Here is a 16961-nt window from a genome sequence, read left to right on the forward strand (position 1 = left end):
TTCTGGTGTTTCGTGTGCTGTTCGCACTAAAAGGAGTCCGGCGGTGTCCTACTCTCCCACAAGGTCCCCCTTGCAGTACCATCGGCGCTGAGAGTCTTAGCTTCCGGGTTCGGAATGTGACCGGGCGTTTCCCTCTCGCTATGGCCGCCGAAACATTTACCACACACCATTGCTGGTGGTGAAGTCTGTTTCAGACCATGCACCCCATCCGTTACAGATGTGGCGACTTGTCTGTTGAGTTGTTCCCGACCGTATTTCGGGAACCACATAGTGGACGCAAGCAGCTTTCCCCCACCTCTACAGGGAGGGAGTGTTGTCAAGTTATCGGCTTATTAGTACCGGTCAGCTCCATGGGTCGTTAGTCCCCACTTCCACATCCGGCCTATCAACCCAGTAGTCTAGCTGGGAGCCTCTCACCCCTAAGGGTATGGAAATCTCATCTCGAAGCCGGCTTCCCGCTTAGATGCTTTCAGCGGTTATCCGTTCCGAACGTAGCTAATCAGCGGTGCCCTTGGCAGGACAACTGACACACCAGAGGTTCGTCCATCCCGGTCCTCTCGTACTAGGGATAGATCTTCTCAAATTTCCTACGCGCGCAGCGGATAGGGACCGAACTGTCTCACGACGTTCTAAACCCAGCTCGCGTACCGCTTTAATGGGCGAACAGCCCAACCCTTGGGACCTACTCCAGCCCCAGGATGCGACGAGCCGACATCGAGGTGCCAAACCATGCCGTCGATATGGACTCTTGGGCAAGATCAGCCTGTTATCCCCGAGGTACCTTTTATCCGTTGAGCGACAGCGCTTCCACAAGCCACTGCCGGATCACTAGTCCCGACTTTCGTCCCTGCTCGACTTGTCAGTCTCACAGTCAAGCTCCCTTGTGCACTTACACTCGACACCTGATTGCCAACCAGGTTGAGGGAACCTTTGGGCGCCTCCGTTACTTTTTGGGAGGCAACCGCCCCAGTTAAACTACCCACCAGGCACTGTCCCAGAACCGGATCACGGTTCGTAGTTAGATATCCAAAGTGACCAGAGTGGTATTTCAACAATGACTCCACCTGAACTAGCGTCCAAGCTTCACAGTCTCCCACCTATCCTACACAAGCCACTCCGAACACCAATACCAAGCTGTAGTAAAGGTCACGGGGTCTTTCCGTCCTGCTGCGCGTAACGAGCATCTTTACTCGTAGTGCAATTTCGCCGAGTTCGCGGTTGAGACAGCTGGGAAGTCGTTACGCCATTCGTGCAGGTCGGAACTTACCCGACAAGGAATTTCGCTACCTTAGGATGGTTATAGTTACCACCGCCGTTTACTGGGGCTTAAATTCTGAGCTTCGCTTGCGCTAACCCTTCCTCTTAACCTTCCAGCACCGGGCAGGCGTCAGTCCGTATACATCGTCTTGCGACTTGGCACGGACCTGTGTTTTTAGTAAACAGTCGCTTCCCACTGGTCTCTGCGGCCTTTCCCGCTCCGGGAGTAAATCCCATCACGGTTCCGGCCCCCCTTCTCCCGAAGTTACGGGGGCATTTTGCCGAGTTCCTTAACCACGATTCTCTCGATCTCCTTGGTATTCTCTACCTGACCACCTGAGTCGGTTTGGGGTACGGGCGGCTTGAACCTCACGTCGATGCTTTTCTCGGCAGCATAGGATCACTGATTTCCCCCAATCGGGGTACGCATCGGATCTCAGGCGCATTGACGACGGATTTGCCTATCGTCAGCCCTACATCCTTACACCAGGTTCACCTTACGGATACCATCGCCTGGCTCAGCTACCTTCCTGCGTCACACCTGTTAATACGTTAACCGCACCAGCATGGGGTCGAGCGTTAGACCGGCCGGCATCACCCCGAAGGGATCCACTCAGCCGGGTTAGGACTCTTAGCACCACTGGATTAGCTTGGGCGGTTCTTCGCCGGTACGGGAATATCAACCCGTTGTCCATCGACTACGCCTGTCGGCCTCGCCTTAGGTCCCGACTTACCCAGGGCGGATTAACCTGGCCCTGGAACCCTTGGTCTTTCGGAGGACGGGTTTCTCACCCGTCTTTCGCTACTCATGCCTGCATTCTCACTCGTGTGGCCTCCACGGCTGGTTTACACCGCCGCTTCACTGGCCACACGACGCTCTCCTACCACTCCGTACGACTGAACCACGAAGGCTTGTCTATAATACGAAATCTACAACTTCGGTGGTGTGCTTGAGCCCCGTTACATTGTCGGCGCGGAATCACTTGACCAGTGAGCTATTACGCACTCTTTCAAGGGTGGCTGCTTCTAAGCCAACCTCCTGGTTGTCTATGCAACTCCACATCCTTTCCCACTTAGCACACGCTTAGGGACCTTAGTTGGTAGTCTGGGTTGTTTCCCTCTCGACGATGAAGCTTATCCCCCACCGTCTCACTGCTGCGCTCTCACTTACCGGCATTCGGAGTTTGGCTGACGTCAGTAAGCTTTTGGGCCCCATCGGCCATCCAGTAGCTCTACCTCCGGCAAGAAACACGCAACGCTGCACCTAAATGCATTTCGGAGAGAACCAGCTATCACGAAGTTTGATTGGCCTTTCACCCCTATCCACAGCTCATCCCCTCAGTTTTCAACCTAAGTGGGTTCGGTCCTCCACGACGTCTTACCGTCGCTTCAACCTGGCCATGGATAGATCACTTCGCTTCGGGTCTAGGACATGCGACTGGATCGCCCTATTAAGACTCGCTTTCGCTACGGCTACCCCACACGGGTTAACCTCGCCACATATCGCTAACTCGCAGGCTCATTCTTCAAAAGGCACGCTGTCACCCCTACAAGGAGGCTCCAACGGTTTGTAAGCAAACGGTTTCAGGTACTATTTCACTCCCCTCCCGGGGTACTTTTCACCTTTCCCTCACGGTACTTGTCCGCTATCGGTCATCTGGGAGTATTTAGGCTTATCAGGTGGTCCTGACAGATTCACACGGGATTTCTCGGGCCCCGAGCTACTTGGGATCCCCATTCAGCCAGCGCCAGCATTTCGGCTACGGGGTTCGCACCCTCTATGACCAGCCATTCAAAGCTGTTCGCCTATACTGCGCTGTAACTGTTCCTGTCCGGCAGAACAGGACAACGGGTCCCACAACCCCGACCATGCAACGACCGCCGTCTATCACACATGACCGGTTTAGCCTCTTCCGATTTCGCTCGCCACTACTGACGGAATCACTGTTGTTTTCTCTTCCTGTGGGTACTGAGATGTTTCACTTCCCCACGTTCCCTCTACCCGCCCTATATATTCAGGCGGGAGTCACCAGACATAACGCCTGGCGGGGTTTCCCCATTCGGAAATCCTCGGATCAGGGCTCGATTATCAGCTCCCCGAGGCTTATCGCAGATTTCTACGTCCTTCTTCGGCTCCAGATGCCAAGGCATCCACCGTTTGCTCTTAGAAACTTGACCACAAAGTTGCTGCCAGCCAAAGACTGACAGCTCAGTGTTATCTCATTCGCCAACCACACCCAAAGGGCGGATTGGTCTAAGAAATTGCACTTAGTATCACAAACAACAACCAACCCGAAGGCCGGCCCTGCTTGCGACTAAGATGCTCGCGTCCACTGTGTAGTTCTCAAAATACGGGCGGCACCATGATCACCCTGCGATTGATGCAGGACTTTCATGGCCCAGAGGAAAAACCCCCACACTCAAAAGCATGGGTGCTTGGTCCCTCAGGACCCAACAGCGTGCACGCCCCCCACCTCGAACACCCTCACCTTCCAGACACCCGAAGGTGCCGTACTAGCGCTGATGCTCTCCGCGAAGAGCCATTGTCAATGTTCCACCCATGAGCGCCGGCCGAAGACATTCGCTTCGAAACCGACTTGACTCGTTGACCCCCGTGTATACCGCGGGGCGAGTACATGCTCCTTAGAAAGGAGGTGATCCAGCCGCACCTTCCGGTACGGCTACCTTGTTACGACTTAGTCCTAATCACCGATCCCACCTTCGACAGCTCCATCCACAAGGGTTAGGCCACTGGCTTCGGGTGTTACCGACTTTCATGACTTGACGGGCGGTGTGTACAAGGCCCGGGAACGTATTCACCGCAGCGTTGCTGATCTGCGATTACTAGCGACTCCGACTTCATGAGGTCGAGTTGCAGACCTCAATCCGAACTGAGACCGGCTTTTTGGGATTCGCTCCACCTTACGGTATCGCAGCCCTTTGTACCGGCCATTGTAGCATGCGTGAAGCCCAAGACATAAGGGGCATGATGATTTGACGTCATCCCCACCTTCCTCCGAGTTGACCCCGGCAGTCTCCTATGAGTTCCCACCATAACGTGCTGGCAACATAGAACGAGGGTTGCGCTCGTTGCGGGACTTAACCCAACATCTCACGACACGAGCTGACGACAACCATGCACCACCTGTATACCGACCTTGCGGGGCGACCATCTCTGGACGTTTCCGGTATATGTCAAGCCTTGGTAAGGTTCTTCGCGTTGCATCGAATTAATCCGCATGCTCCGCCGCTTGTGCGGGCCCCCGTCAATTCCTTTGAGTTTTAGCCTTGCGGCCGTACTCCCCAGGCGGGGAACTTAATGCGTTAGCTGCGACACGGAGACCGTGGAATGGCCCCCACATCTAGTTCCCAACGTTTACGGCATGGACTACCAGGGTATCTAATCCTGTTCGCTCCCCATGCTTTCGCTCCTCAGCGTCAGTTACGGCCCAGAGATCTGCCTTCGCCATCGGTGTTCCTCCTGATATCTGCGCATTCCACCGCTACACCAGGAATTCCAATCTCCCCTACCGCACTCTAGTCTGCCCGTACCCACTGCAGGCTGGGGGTTGAGCCCCCAGATTTCACAGCAGACGCGACAAACCGCCTACGAGCTCTTTACGCCCAATAATTCCGGACAACGCTTGCACCCTACGTATTACCGCGGCTGCTGGCACGTAGTTAGCCGGTGCTTTTTCTGCAGGTACCGTCACTTTCGCTTCTTCCCTACTAAAAGAGGTTTACAACCCGAAGGCCGTCATCCCTCACGCGGCGTTGCTGCATCAGGCTTTCGCCCATTGTGCAATATTCCCCACTGCTGCCTCCCGTAGGAGTCTGGGCCGTGTCTCAGTCCCAGTGTGGCCGGTCACCCTCTCAGGCCGGCTACCCGTCGTCGCCTTGGTGAGCCATTACCTCACCAACTAGCTGATAGGCCGCGAGTCCATCCTTGACCAAAATTCTTTCCAACTCCTAGCCATGCGGCTGAAGCTCGTATCCGGTATTAGACGCCATTTCTAGCGCTTATCCCAGAGTCAAGGGCAGGTTACTCACGTGTTACTCACCCGTTCGCCACTAATCCCTGGAGCAAGCTCCAGTTCATCGTTCGACTTGCATGTGTTAAGCACGCCGCCAGCGTTCGTCCTGAGCCAGGATCAAACTCTCCGTAAAAGAAAAAACAGCACAACCGGAATAGGCCATGACTGCTGAATTTGATGCTGACTAAAGAACAAAACAATCTGACGATTGTTGTTGTCCATCAATCTCAAAGAAACCTAAACACCACTCACAACCCCACCAAAGATCCCCTGGGACTCGAAGTAGCCCCACCCCCTCACCCCACAACCCGGCGAATGCCGAAAGGAACCATCATGAGAACAAGAAGAAAAACACGCGATAACGAGCTAAGAGAAAGCCGGAAGAACCGCCTCGCGTCAGGTGCCGCGCTTGTAGCCGCTGTCACCCTCCTGCTCACAGCTTGTGCCGGAATCGAGCAGCCGGATACAGAGCAGCCAAACCTTTCTGCTGCCTGCGACAGGTCGAGCGAATTTGCGCAAAAAGCCTGGCTAGAAAGGGACAACACCGCCTTCATACTTGGCAAGACTCAGCATCTCGACACCGAAGGCTCGCACGCAATTTCAGCGTGGATGGGCATGGACGAGACGGGGTGCTTTATCAACTTTTCGCTCACCGATGACGAGGGAGACCTCCACCTCACTAGCCGTCTCGTATCTGTTCAGATGTCCAAGAATGGCTCCACGCTCACTGAGGTCCCAGTGTTGGAGGCTTACCGCAACGAGAACGTCGCCAACTACCGGCTACATCTCGACGACTTTTCCAATGGACCTTTCTACCCCACATACGCGGTGATGGAGAACGGAATGGAGCACGAGGTGACTCGTTACTTCGAGCTTGTTCAAGAGGTTGCCTTCACGGCTGACGGCAAAGTACAGGTGGTCTGGGTGGAATGGAAATGAGGACTGCGCTCGTAGTGTTGCTAGCCACACTGACCTTCATGCTCGCTGGCTGCGCCGCCGCAGCCTCTCCGACCGTCGCGTCTCCGGCCGCGACCGCACCGAGCCCATCAGCCACCCCAGAGCCGGCGATCCCCCCAGCCCTCTCCCAAGATGACCTGGTGGGGCTCCCCCACGTCTACTACGACGCACTCATCCCAGAATTGCTCGATGCGGCTTCACCCGGCATCGCCCCCGAAGTCACCTGGCAGGTAGCCACACCAATTGCCGCCAAAACAGGCATCTACGCAACTGCCACACCTTCTTCGGAGCCAGTCGGCTACATCGACGCTACAACGGTCGAGACTCCCACGGCGCTGCCCGTTTACGGGACCCGATCATGCTGGCTGCTCGTTGGCACACCAGCGCGCAGTGTTCTGCCAAGCCAGAGCGAGGGGGCTCCGGTTGCCGCGACCTTCGGTTGGGTGCGAGCTGCTGACTTCGCCGTCACTGAGGTCGAAAGCGTCGTCCGAGTGAACGTGGCGGAGCACGCCGTATCCATCGAGACCAAGGACGGCGAAGTCACCGCCGCAGAGCAAAGCCTCACTCTCGGCTCCCCCGAAGCCCCCACACCGAGTGCAGGCACGTTGAGCTACGTGAGCGCCATATACACGGACGGGGAAAGCCAACCGTGGACGGGCGGCGAACCCATTGCCCTCCTTGGAGCACATAGCGAGACGCTGGATTTCTACAACGGGGATGCCGGACTGACCGCGATCCACTACTCGACGAGCGGCGGATCTCACTCGCACGGCTGCGTAAGGGTGAGTGCAGAGATAGCTCGAATTATTGGTGCCTTACCGGTCGGCACCCCAGTCATTTTCAACTAGCGAGAAAATGGATAACACAAATAAGAGGGTTTGCAGAAGGTAAAATTGGAGTACGAAATCCACCTAAATAAGGAGGAAATACTCGAAAGGAATTACCCGACATGACCCTGCTCGTCGCTCCACCATCTGCAGCTCCGAAGCTGTGCCTACCTACCACTCTCGACCTCCGCACGGATGCGGCAGAAAACAGCATCATGCAGACGATCACCATCGCTGTGTCTGCCATCTTGATTGCTGCCGGTCTCGTCACCGCCCCCGGTCTCATCAACAATGCTCGCGACAACAACGCGCGAACCGACCTCGCCAATGCCGCTTTTGCGCAGGAGATGCGACTCTCGGGCTACGACGGAAACTTCGCCAACCCACTGGCTCCTATGCCCGGCACGATTCTTGCTGCCGCCTCCACTTCGTCCTCCAGCGGCTATGCCCGGACCGTCGATGAGTTGAAGAGCGGCGGCATCAAGCTCACGCTCTCGGGCGGGGTTGATTTCAAAATGGAGGTGAGCGACGACGGCAGCAAGTACCTCATGGCTGCGAAGAGCCAGAGCGGAAAAATCTTCTACCGAGTATCGCAAAGCGCCGATACCTTCACGGGGTACACAGAGGCAAAGCCGAGCACCACGCTTCCCGACCCTTTCGCGGGCGATGAGAGAAGCGACGACGATGGCGGAATTGCCGTTGCTTGCAACTCCAACACCACTGACGACCCCGGCTTCGTGGGCTACAAAGACATCTCGCAGAAGGTAACCGTCTGTGACGCGACGGGCGCAACCGTCTTCGCTTACGGCTACGACGGTGGAGATGCACCCCTGCTCGAAGACAATTCCACGAAGGAAAGCCCCCGCCTCTACCTAGCTAACGGCGCACAACTGGCGACAACTCGCTTCGAAGCCAGCTATACCATGCGTGGTGGCTCCGGTACTTCTCCGAGCGAGATCCGTCTCGCGAAGCCCGTGCTCACCAACACGATGACCGGCGAGTCCGCACCGGTGAGCTGCGAGCATGCAGACACGGGAGCCATCGCTCTAGGCGAGACGGCGAGCTTCGACTGCTCTGCGTCAATCTCCGTGACGAATGACTGGTCCGAATGGGCGTGGAGCGTGCCCGAGACCCAGACATACTCGGGCGGCACCGGAGAAGGAGCCAGCACGAATGCCATGCCGAGCTTCAACGCAATGGTGCGCCAGGGATAAGCAGCCACTCCCGGGACCGCCCCGTGCTCACTGCGAGCACGGGGCGGTTTCTTCATGCCTTCGGGCTAGCCGTTGCCCGAAGCGAGCGTCTGATGCTCGACTCTGACACCCGGTGCAGCTCCGCCACCGCCTTCGCCGTCATCCCACTCTCATAGAGCCGCCGAATCGCCGCCGCCTGCGCCTCCGTCTTGATGACGGCGGGTCTTCCGCCCTGATTACCGCGCATGCGTCCGGTCTTCGGATCGCGTCGAGCGGCAGCAGCCTCCTTAGTGCGGAGGCGCGTCATGGAGCGCTCCAGCTCTGCGAAGCTAGCCATGATCTGGAGGAAGAAACGCGACGAAGGGTTCTCGTCAGAGGTGTCGATTCCGTCGAGAGTGCGGAGAGCGATGCCGCGAGTAGTGAGTTCGTCTACCAACTCGACGATGCCGCGAACCGTTCTGCCGAAGCGGTCGAGCTTGGAAACCAGGATGACATCGCCGGTCCTAGCCTGTTCGAGCATCTTCTGGAATTCGCCTCGGTACATGGTTCCGCCCGAGACCCCGAGGTCGCTCCAGATCTTTTCGGCACCCGCAGCCTTGAGCCGCTCCACCTGCTGCTCGACGGAGGCAGCTTGCTCCACGGTGCTCGCTCGTGCGTAGCCAAGAATCATGGTTCCCCGTGTCGGTCAGAACATCAGTAGCGCGCGGTTTGTGACTACTTGATAGCGACAGCGACTACTGACATTGGCGCTGCCCCGGGAACTCGCTCATCCCTCGTCGACGTGTCGAGGTCCTAGGAACGAGTCAGAAGCCGGTCGTGTTGTGACTGACGGACGGGACGGTTTGGTCGATAGATGGAGAGCATGGGGACGAACGCCAAAGAGGCTCAGACTGATCGACTTGCACTGTGGACATTCGGGGACACGTCCAATCGGGACGTGACGAAGCACTTACTGGCGGCGAGCAAGGAAGCAGCGCAGCATTCGTTGCGTCTGTATTCGTCAGAAGGAGCGATCGAACTCCTGACCGCCGCCGTGACCGCTGGGCTCGCTTTGGAGACTTTGCTTAAGTCAGTGGCATCGAACGCAAACCCGCTCTTACTGCTCGAAACGACGAAAAATCTCGATTGGGGGCAGTTTCTGTCAGGTATCGAGACCAGCACTTCGGTGAACGTCAAACCAGAGAGCATCTTCACAATCGGCGCGATGCAAGCTTGGCAGGCGGCAACCGCCCTTACCGGAAATACCGCGACCAAGACGGACGCACAAAGCGTCTTTGACACGCGAAATGCTGCCGCACACATGGGTGTCGTTGACGGGAAGACTGTCCGACTTCAGCAGCATAAGTTCATACTGACTGCATCAGTGTTCCTTGAATACGTTGGCATGTCTACAAGCGAATATTTCGGGTCGGAAGCAGCGGAGCTCGTCCAACGAGTTCAAGATGAGGACACAGACCGAGCTAGAAATGCGGTTCTCGGGAAGCTTGCCGCCGCAAAAAAGAGGTGGTCAGCTATGAGGAGCACACTTTCCACTGCTCAACGGGCACTCATTCTTGGTCAGTTCGAATACCGCACCGACAGCCGAGAGGAAGATCCCTTCTACAACCGGGAGGAGCGTTGTCCCGTCTGCGATTCTTCAGGCAAAGTCGTGCTCGACACCCGGTACATCCTAAGAGAGGGGTACGTAGACGAGAGCGGTAACGATGTGTACGACAGCGTTATATTCGAAAGCTCCTTTACGTGCTTTGTCTGCCAGTTCCGCCTGAATGAGGAAGAGATTCCTCTAGCTGCCGAACTAGACCTCGCGAGCGGTCAAGCCCCGGCGTAACCCTCGCTGCTAAGCAGCGGCTCGTACTCTGCCAGCAGCCGCTTCGCCTTTTCCACCTCGCGCTCAGCGACCGCAACCTTCTTCTCGCGAGTCGCCGCCAGAGCCCCTGCCTTCTCGTCGCGGGCAGCCCGAAGGGTAGCCATCCGCTCCTCCGCCGCTGCGAGGTCGCGGTCGAGCCCTGCGATGGTGCTCACGAGTACCTCTTCCTTGGTACGGCGGCGGGCTCGGGTGCGCTCGATGGGCTCGAACTGCTCGCTTAGGAAGCCGAGCTGCACGAGAGCAGAGATGGGGATCGTCCACTTCAGGTTGCGGCGACCACCCTCAACAGAGGCTCCCGCTTCGAGAAGCTGGTTGCGCATGGTGGCAAGGCGACCGGAGTTCACTCCGGTCAGTTCAGCAGCCTCGTTCAGGTTGAGAAGGGTCTTGGCAGAAATCTTCTTTTCGGTAGTCATAAGAAGAGAGTGACGTGATCTCCCGGATAACTCAAGCGAATGTTATTAATTTGCTTTCGCGAAAAAGCTAGCTAGCTCATTCACCTTGCTTCCCACTGCCCCAAAGGCTTGTGAAGGCGTGTGCGCGAAAGGAGCTTCCGAGATGTCAGTCAGTGTGACTTCGGCTCGACGCTCGGCTGCGTCATCGAGGGTCCAGCCGTAAACGACCTTCGAGATAGCAGTGCCATCTACATCGCCTGAATAGACATTTGCGATGCTCGCGGGCGGCGCTTGGAGAGTGCCGATCTTCTCGGGAACACCCACAACGGTGCGAGTCGATGCAGTCAAGTAAAGGTCGTCATTCGGCGCGACGGTGAGTAATACATAGCTCTGGGCATCGGAAGAAGTGATGGTGGAGTGCTTCACGTTCGCAGGGATCTTCATTTCAGGCACCACATCGGCAAAGCCACCCGTTAGCTCGAAGCGCTGAGTCTCTGCTCCGATGACGGCGTTCGTCTGCTGCGTGACGATAAATTCATTTGCTCCCGGCAAAGCCTGGATGTCACCCCCGCAGAAGGCGAGTCCGCCGAAGATGAGCGAACAGGCGGTGACAAATACTGTGAAGTGTCCTTTGAACATAAAGTCCTCCAAGAGCAACGGTGGTTAACCGCTAAATCAATGGTATCCACAAAAATGAAGATAATCTTCATTTCTGGCTCAAAAGGAAAAAGTCGTCAGTATTTAGCTAATGGCTATTCGCAAACTACGTCATGAGATAATTGACTTATGCGTAAAACCAACCTTAGGAGGCGCATCGGAAGGAATCTCATGAACAAGACGCACACTAAATTACTTACCTCCATTCTTGCCATAGCACTGCTCGGCTCTTTTGCAGCCCTAGGTGCCACAAGCGCCACGGCTGCGCCCGCCCCCTCAGCGGCACCTGTTGAGCTGAGCACCCCGACCGCAGAGAACACCTGGTACGTACGCGGTGATGCGGGCGATGCCAACAGAGCTTCCGAGCAAACAGAATCTGGCTACTCCAACCTCTGCTATTCAACAGCTTCGAGCAACAACTACCTCGGACAGGCAACAGCTACCGCCGCCTCGGCTGATTCCAGCGTTACCGCGATCAGCTACACATTCCTTCTCCCCGAGCACTTCGCCAACGAAGAGAAGACTGCTGAGTTCGACTTCTCGACTCTCCCCTGCGCGGACGACTGGTCGCTCTCGGGCACCTGGTCATTCACCAACGAATCCGGCGTGACCAGAACCGGTGAGGGAGGCACAATCCCGGTGCAGCTCGCAGACATTTCGGTAGGAGATCCGGAGAGCGATGAAGGCAACCAGGATGTCGAGAATGACCAGAGCTACGCACTTCAGCGCCTAGATGGCACCTGGATTTCTGGCGCTTTCAACCCGATTTACCCGAGCATCTCCGCTGCCCCCTTCGAGCGCACAATGACGCTGGGTGAGAGCCTCACCATTACGCCTTCTGAGCTATCCGCTGACTGCTCAATCTCCGTCCCCGAGGTCGCCTGCGATCCAGCAGTCTCGGTGACTACGTTGCCCGAAGGGGCGGTGCTCGATGAGGGCGGAAGCGTGGTCTTTACCCCCACCAAGGCGGGCACCTTCTCGCTCAATTACGTGCTTTCCGATTCGGAGCGCAGCCTCACGACACAGGCGACAGGGACCATCGTCGTCTCCGCGCCAGCCGTCCCCGAGGCAAAGCCAGTTCCTGAGGCGACCCCGACCCCCGAGAGTGCCCCTCAGCCCTCTGCCGCCCCCGTGGCTCCGGTTCCTGCGCCTGAGGTACCAGCCGTCGTGAAGCCGAAGGTAACGGGATGAGCGCGCGACTAGCTCTCTGGGAGCCTCAGAGCACGACAGGCGTTTCCGTGTCCGTCTGCGTACCTGCCGAGGGCAACCTCGTCGTCACGGGCAGAGCACGCAGCGGCAAGACGGTGCTGGCGAGAAACCTCGTTGCTCAACTCCAACACCGGGAGGCGACAGAGCTAGTTCTTTTCACGGCGAATCCTGCCGAGTATGGCTCTGCCCGGGCTCGCGTAGCCGTTGTCGAGGCAGAGCAGCTCACGCTGCTCGAAGAGCTACTTCTGGATGCACGTGCCCGCTTCGAGCGGTACTCGGACTTCGTGCCAGCGAGCGATGCCGACATCTACGTCATTCTCGACGAGCCTCAACCTGCCCTTCGCGACTCCATTGAGGAGCTGTTCGCAGATGGGCACCTAGTTGGCATCTACCTGGTGATCCTGAGCCGGGAGAACATCATTGCTCCTGCTCTCCTCACCGGGCTCGACAGCACCATCTACCTCGGTCAGCCCGTCGAGCAGGCGGTCGCTACCTTCCCCGCGCACTACGACCTGGCTCTCCTGGAACAGTTGCCAGGGCTCCGCACAGGGGAGGCTTTCGTCATCCAGCACTACGGCGACGTGACCCGCACACCTCTCACTCCGTGCTCCATTGAGCGCCTATCTCGCAGCAGCTACCCGCAAGTAGTTGGAGCGCTTCGCGAGGTCTAGCGATGCTGCACCTACGAAAAGACGACAGGGGCGAGAACACCCTCATGGTCGTCATCGCTCAGAACGTCTCGCTGCTCGTGATGGTGGCTCTTGCCGGAATGGTGTTCCTTCTCCTGACCGGAGGCAGCCGCGTGCAGGCGGAGAACGGCGCTCAGACAGAGCTACGGATCGCCAACCGTGCCTTCATCAATGATGTGGACCACGCAGGTTTCGTCGCAGTCCAGGACGACACGAAGGTGACGCTTTCAAGCACCAAGTTCCTGCAAGACCCTGTTGATTCGACGAAGTACCTCTGTCGCGCCAGCACCTGGTTCATCGCGCCCGCCGACGAAAGGCTTAGAGCTGAGCGCGGGGATAACACCTTGATGTCTCTCCACAACGACATCGCGATTCACGACAGCGACGACTGCGAAAGCCCTGTGGCGAGCACTCAGCACCGAGTAGCCGTCTCGGCAATCACCGCCGACTCGACCTTCATCTACGAGAACCTCGCCCAAGTCCCACTCGACTTCTCGAACGGAGTGGTGACGACATTCCGCGAGGTTGATGATGACGGAGATGGAACACAAGACGATGAGGAGCTGGCTGTCTTCAGAGCCGAGCACCAGGTCGCTGCCTGGTACACCGACGACGAGGCTCTACGCGAACTCCCCCGCACCATCGAGGCGAAGCTAACCGCTGTCTTCCCTGTGACTGATGACAATGCCGCCTCATTCAAAGCCACCACCAACGAGGCTGAGACCGAACTCGTCGGCAATAACGACGACATCACTGACCCGGGCGGTGAGCAGACCCGTTGGATTCCTAACTCCGTGTCCTCTTTGGTCATCAGCCGTTCCCCGAGCTTGGGAGTTGTGGTCGGTGGAGAGCGAGAAGGGCTTCAGCTTGCGTGGGCGGCTCGACCGGCATCAGAGTGCTCCCCGGGCCAACGGCTCACGTACTCGTGGCTGGTGAAGAATCTCAGGACCGGCAAGACGAGTTCGGGAGAGACGACAGCCACCACTGTGCAGATGACGACCGGCACGGGAGGCTCCGCCGAGGTGTGGAACGGCGGCACGTACTCGGCTTCCGTAGCCGCCAGGTGCAACGACATTGATGGTCAATCGGGGACGACCACCCAGCCGAGCTACACGCTTCCGCTCCCCGACGTGCGCATGACCGGGGTGACCGCTAGTGCGGATGAGACCTCTACAACGCCCTCCTGGAACCGCGTTTCTTCGGACCCGACCACGCGCTACATCGTTACCTACGCCCCGGCTGTCGTTTCGAACAGCTACGTCCGCTCGACCATCGCCGGAACCGAGGTCTACACCTACCCCGGCATGCCACAGACGAACGAAGTATCTGGCTCACCGACCTCAGCACTGAGCTTGACGAAGACGGGCAATAAAGTCGTCCCCGGCTTCCCAGACACCTACTTTGTGCGCGCCTCCACAGCGGATTCACCCAACTCCTCCGGGCTCCGCGTCCCGGCAAATTACATTTACCGATCCCCAGGACCAGCCGCTCCGAGCATCACCGCTCTAAACGAAAACAGCGCATCTTGGTCGGCAGCGACTTGTCCTGCGGGCAACGACCACGCCTATCGCTCCTCCACCTCGAACACCTACGGCGGCAGCGACTCGACATCACTTTCTGGCACCGGTCAGAGCGGCACACGTACCTCATTCGCCACCATCGACCAGGGCTCCCGCGTCTGGCTCCGAGTGGACGCTCGGTGCTCCACGAAGTACACGCTGGCACCGGTGAACGGGCAGAAGACCGATTCGCTTAGCCCCTGGGGTGACGACGCGCTCGCGAAGTGGGAGCGACCCATCGATGCTGGCGAAAACCCCGGCAGCCCGAGAACGGAGTTCGCTGGCTACGGTAATGACCAAGTGGCGAGAACAGCCTGGAACGGCATCGCTTGCCCCACCGGAACGAGCCTCGATTACTTTCACGAGTACACGCGCGTAAACGCTCAAACCGGAAGCTTCGCGGCTACCTGGCTAAGCGGCACCACCCGCGACATAGCTCACGGCGAAGCACCGGGCAGTTACTACGAATGGCACGTGCAGGCGCGATGTTCGTCGAGCGCGAGTGGGGCGCACATGGAAGGGCGCACGCCCTGGAGCGCGGGTGGCTACTACACCGGCGTTCCGAGCCCGAGTGTGAGTGTGACTGCCTCCGATACGAGGGCGACCTCGAACCAGTCTGTAGCCATCTACACGGCTGCGAGCTGCGTGCGCCAGACCTCGGTGCAGAAGAGCGCCACTCGTTCCGTGAGCCGGTACTCAGGCACGGAAAGCTTCTCTGGGAGCGCCTACTGCGTGGGAGCAAATGGGAGGACGAGCGGCAGCGTCAGCGATTCGGTGGCGGTGACTTGGGTCATGCCTGCGCCGAGTGCGCCTTCGAGCCTCAGCCTGAGCGGCTACTACTCACCAACCGGGGGCGGTGCGTGGATGCTCGTCTCGCTCTCTGCATCGGCAGGCGGTTCAACTAATGCCTCGACCTACAGGTCCGAGGTACGGGCTTCCACCATTGGCTTCGGCTACACCGGATGGACGGCATCTCTTGGCTGCCTCGACAACACCTCATCCATTCAGGCTCGCGGAATGGCAACAGGACCGGGCGGTTCATCCACCTGGACGACTGGGGCGGAGCAGCAGCCGACCATCCTTACGAGGACGAACGGCGAGGCTTGCTAAGCAGGCATTCTAAGCCATCGGCGCGAAGACGAGAACCCACTCCGCGGGCTCGTCCTGGGTAGCAACGAACGCGTCGAACTGCATTTGGACATCCTCGCGCGACACGATCAGCGGGTAGCCGGGCAGCCCGTCCACCGCCCAGAAGTGGATTGGCGAAGTGGTGTCTGCGAAAGGCAAACCCAGGGTGTCCCAGGCGACGACGAAACGCTTGCCGGTCGCCTGCTGAATCTCAGCTTTGGTGGTGGAACGAGCTGCGAGATTGTCCGACCTGCCAGCGACATTCATTGCGTCTCCCGTGGGGGTAGCTGTAGACGCTGCACGCGCTTCAACGTCCGCCTGGACAGTCGCGGGAAGTGCCTCGAGTGTGTCCACCACCACGGTTGTGCCGTCAGGCATCGGGTAAGCGGTCTGACTGTCCGACAGTGCGGTCTCGGGCGTGACGACGGCTCCTATCGCCTGCTCGACGGGCGCTGCTGCGGCAGCCGAAGATGAAGCCGGAGTCGCGGGCTCAGTCGCTGAAGAAGTGCAGCCCGTGAGCGCCAGCACGGCAAGAAGTGAAACCGCAGCAGTGGCGGCTGTAAAAGATGTGCGCATGACTCCCCCAAGAGTTCCCATAAAGTGTATCAAATACATTCACTTTAGGATCGAGAAAGGGAATGACTGATAGCTAAAGATGGCGCAGTGGGAGAGGCTTGGGCAGCCCTACTTCGAGGGTGCTTTATGAAGTCGATGTCGTTGGAGAGAGCTTGCCGCCAAACTCAGTGCAAGAGCGAATCAGCCACGCATACGGCAATAGGCTCCCTGAGCTTCGGAATGAGCCTCATCCACAAGCTTCCCGTCAACGAAGACCTGACACGCAGCGGGACTGCCGAGGTAGTCGCCCTCTGCGCTCACCCAAAAGAACGAATCGGTTTCGAATTCAAATTCGTAAGGATATTCGACTGCCAAAGTGTCTTCAAGTCCCGGAATACCGTCGCTCTTCATCACGCCGCTCATTGAGTTGCTCGTAAGAACAACCCTCACGGATTGCAGTTCAGGCTCGTTACTTTGGTCATTCGAAGCGCAGCCCGCTACCGAGAGGGTCGTCAGGAGGGTGGCGACGACCAGGATCTTGTTTGCAGCGGGCATGTGCAGAGCATGACGTGAAACCCGGCAAGGCTCAAGTAAAAGGCGACGCAAGGCAAGAAAGGCACCTCAGAAGCGCGCCCTT

Annotated in this window: 12 protein-coding genes and 3 rRNA genes; 7 read left to right on the plus strand and 8 right to left on the minus strand. The window is 58.0% G+C overall.

From position 1 onward, the window contains the following. Positions 1-35 precede the first annotated feature (35 nt). From rrf to ARTHRO9V_RS12170, 3 genes are all read right to left on the minus strand, one after another. Positions 36-152, minus strand: a 5S ribosomal RNA gene (gene rrf / locus ARTHRO9V_RS12160). A 160-nt stretch (positions 153-312) separates the two neighbouring features. After that, positions 313-3435: ribosomal RNA gene (locus ARTHRO9V_RS12165) — 23S ribosomal RNA — on the minus strand. Between the two features lie 469 nt (positions 3436-3904). Next, positions 3905-5424 (minus strand): 16S ribosomal RNA (locus tag ARTHRO9V_RS12170). Together the 16S, 23S and 5S rRNA genes form the textbook arrangement of a ribosomal RNA operon. Before the next feature lie 44 nt (positions 5425-5468). On the opposite strand from ARTHRO9V_RS12170, the gene ARTHRO9V_RS12175 reads away from it, so the two are divergent. From ARTHRO9V_RS12175 to ARTHRO9V_RS12185, 3 genes are all read left to right on the plus strand, one after another. Continuing rightward, the gene (locus ARTHRO9V_RS12175; protein ID WP_159827545.1) at positions 5469-6230 is read left to right on the plus strand and encodes a hypothetical protein; all 762 of its coding nucleotides are present in this window, start codon (positions 5469-5471) and stop codon (positions 6228-6230) included. Between the two features lie 158 nt (positions 6231-6388). Beyond that, positions 6389-7096 (plus strand): L,D-transpeptidase, encoded by a 708-nt coding sequence (locus ARTHRO9V_RS12180; RefSeq protein ID WP_159827548.1) that lies wholly within the window; start codon positions 6389-6391, stop codon positions 7094-7096. Between the two features lie 101 nt (positions 7097-7197). Next, positions 7198-8289: a hypothetical protein gene (locus ARTHRO9V_RS12185; RefSeq protein ID WP_159827551.1), complete on the plus strand. Its 1092-nt coding sequence runs from the start codon at positions 7198-7200 to the stop codon at positions 8287-8289. A gap of 52 nt (positions 8290-8341) precedes the next feature. Here the strand turns inward: ARTHRO9V_RS12185 and ARTHRO9V_RS12190 are convergent, their stop codons facing one another. Then, positions 8342-8938 (minus strand): recombinase family protein, encoded by a 597-nt coding sequence (locus tag ARTHRO9V_RS12190; RefSeq protein ID WP_159827554.1) that lies wholly within the window; start codon positions 8936-8938, stop codon positions 8342-8344. Between the two features lie 192 nt (positions 8939-9130). Between ARTHRO9V_RS12190 and ARTHRO9V_RS12195 the strand changes: the two genes are divergently transcribed. Further along, a complete protein-coding gene (locus tag ARTHRO9V_RS12195) occupies positions 9131-10096 on the plus strand; it encodes a hypothetical protein (protein WP_159827557.1) in 966 nt (321 codons plus the stop codon). On the opposite strand, the gene ARTHRO9V_RS12200 is transcribed toward ARTHRO9V_RS12195, so the two are convergent. Together ARTHRO9V_RS12200 and ARTHRO9V_RS12205 are read right to left on the minus strand one after the other, a co-directional pair. Continuing rightward, positions 10081-10548: a hypothetical protein gene (locus tag ARTHRO9V_RS12200; protein WP_159827560.1), complete on the minus strand. Its 468-nt coding sequence runs from the start codon at positions 10546-10548 to the stop codon at positions 10081-10083. The two genes, ARTHRO9V_RS12195 and ARTHRO9V_RS12200, sit on opposite strands and share 16 nt — an antisense overlap. 45 nt (positions 10549-10593) lie before the next feature. Further along, complete coding sequence (locus tag ARTHRO9V_RS12205; protein ID WP_159827563.1) at positions 10594-11166, minus strand: hypothetical protein; 573 nt, start codon at positions 11164-11166, stop codon at positions 10594-10596. A gap of 189 nt (positions 11167-11355) precedes the next feature. Between ARTHRO9V_RS12205 and ARTHRO9V_RS12210 the strand changes: the two genes are divergently transcribed. From ARTHRO9V_RS12210 to ARTHRO9V_RS12220, 3 genes are read left to right on the plus strand one after another with little or no spacing between them, the layout of a single operon-like run. Next, positions 11356-12375, plus strand: a complete 1020-nt coding sequence (locus ARTHRO9V_RS12210) for a hypothetical protein (RefSeq protein WP_159827566.1) — start codon at positions 11356-11358, stop codon at positions 12373-12375. Continuing rightward, positions 12372-13064 (plus strand): AAA family ATPase, encoded by a 693-nt coding sequence (locus ARTHRO9V_RS12215; RefSeq protein ID WP_159827569.1) that lies wholly within the window; start codon positions 12372-12374, stop codon positions 13062-13064. The genes ARTHRO9V_RS12210 and ARTHRO9V_RS12215 overlap by 4 nt, the downstream gene beginning before the upstream one ends. A 44-nt stretch (positions 13065-13108) precedes the next feature. Beyond that, complete coding sequence (locus ARTHRO9V_RS12220; protein WP_159827572.1) at positions 13109-15751, plus strand: hypothetical protein; 2643 nt, start codon at positions 13109-13111, stop codon at positions 15749-15751. Between the two features lie 9 nt (positions 15752-15760). Here the strand turns inward: ARTHRO9V_RS12220 and ARTHRO9V_RS12225 are convergent, their stop codons facing one another. Further along, complete coding sequence (locus tag ARTHRO9V_RS12225; protein WP_159827574.1) at positions 15761-16297, minus strand: hypothetical protein; 537 nt, start codon at positions 16295-16297, stop codon at positions 15761-15763. Between the two features lie 228 nt (positions 16298-16525). Next, positions 16526-16879 (minus strand): hypothetical protein, encoded by a 354-nt coding sequence (locus ARTHRO9V_RS12230; protein WP_159827576.1) that lies wholly within the window; start codon positions 16877-16879, stop codon positions 16526-16528. Between the last annotated feature and the right edge of the window lie 82 nt (positions 16880-16961).

This window comes from Frigoribacterium sp. 9N, from assembly GCF_902506305.1.
In the GTDB taxonomy this organism is placed as follows: Bacteria; Actinomycetota; Actinomycetes; order Actinomycetales; family Microbacteriaceae; genus Frigoribacterium.

Bases quoted from the DNA above. Each gene is read 5' to 3' on its own strand.
- ARTHRO9V_RS12215 (WP_159827569.1), top strand. From the start codon at position 12,372: ATGAGCGCGCGACTAGCTCTCTGGGAGCCTCAGAGCACGACAGGCGTT.
- ARTHRO9V_RS12175 (WP_159827545.1), top strand. From the start codon at position 5,469: ATGCTGACTAAAGAACAAAACAATCTGACGATTGTTGTTGTCCATCAA.
- ARTHRO9V_RS12200 (WP_159827560.1), bottom strand. From the start codon at position 10,548: ATGACTACCGAAAAGAAGATTTCTGCCAAGACCCTTCTCAACCTGAAC.
- ARTHRO9V_RS12230 (WP_159827576.1), bottom strand. From the start codon at position 16,879: ATGCCCGCTGCAAACAAGATCCTGGTCGTCGCCACCCTCCTGACGACC.
- ARTHRO9V_RS12190 (WP_159827554.1), bottom strand. From the start codon at position 8,938: ATGATTCTTGGCTACGCACGAGCGAGCACCGTGGAGCAAGCTGCCTCC.
- ARTHRO9V_RS12210 (WP_159827566.1), top strand. From the start codon at position 11,356: ATGAACAAGACGCACACTAAATTACTTACCTCCATTCTTGCCATAGCA.
- ARTHRO9V_RS12185 (WP_159827551.1), top strand. From the start codon at position 7,198: ATGACCCTGCTCGTCGCTCCACCATCTGCAGCTCCGAAGCTGTGCCTA.
- ARTHRO9V_RS12195 (WP_159827557.1), top strand. From the start codon at position 9,131: ATGGGGACGAACGCCAAAGAGGCTCAGACTGATCGACTTGCACTGTGG.
- ARTHRO9V_RS12205 (WP_159827563.1), bottom strand. From the start codon at position 11,166: ATGTTCAAAGGACACTTCACAGTATTTGTCACCGCCTGTTCGCTCATC.
- ARTHRO9V_RS12220 (WP_159827572.1), top strand. From the start codon at position 13,109: ATGGTCGTCATCGCTCAGAACGTCTCGCTGCTCGTGATGGTGGCTCTT.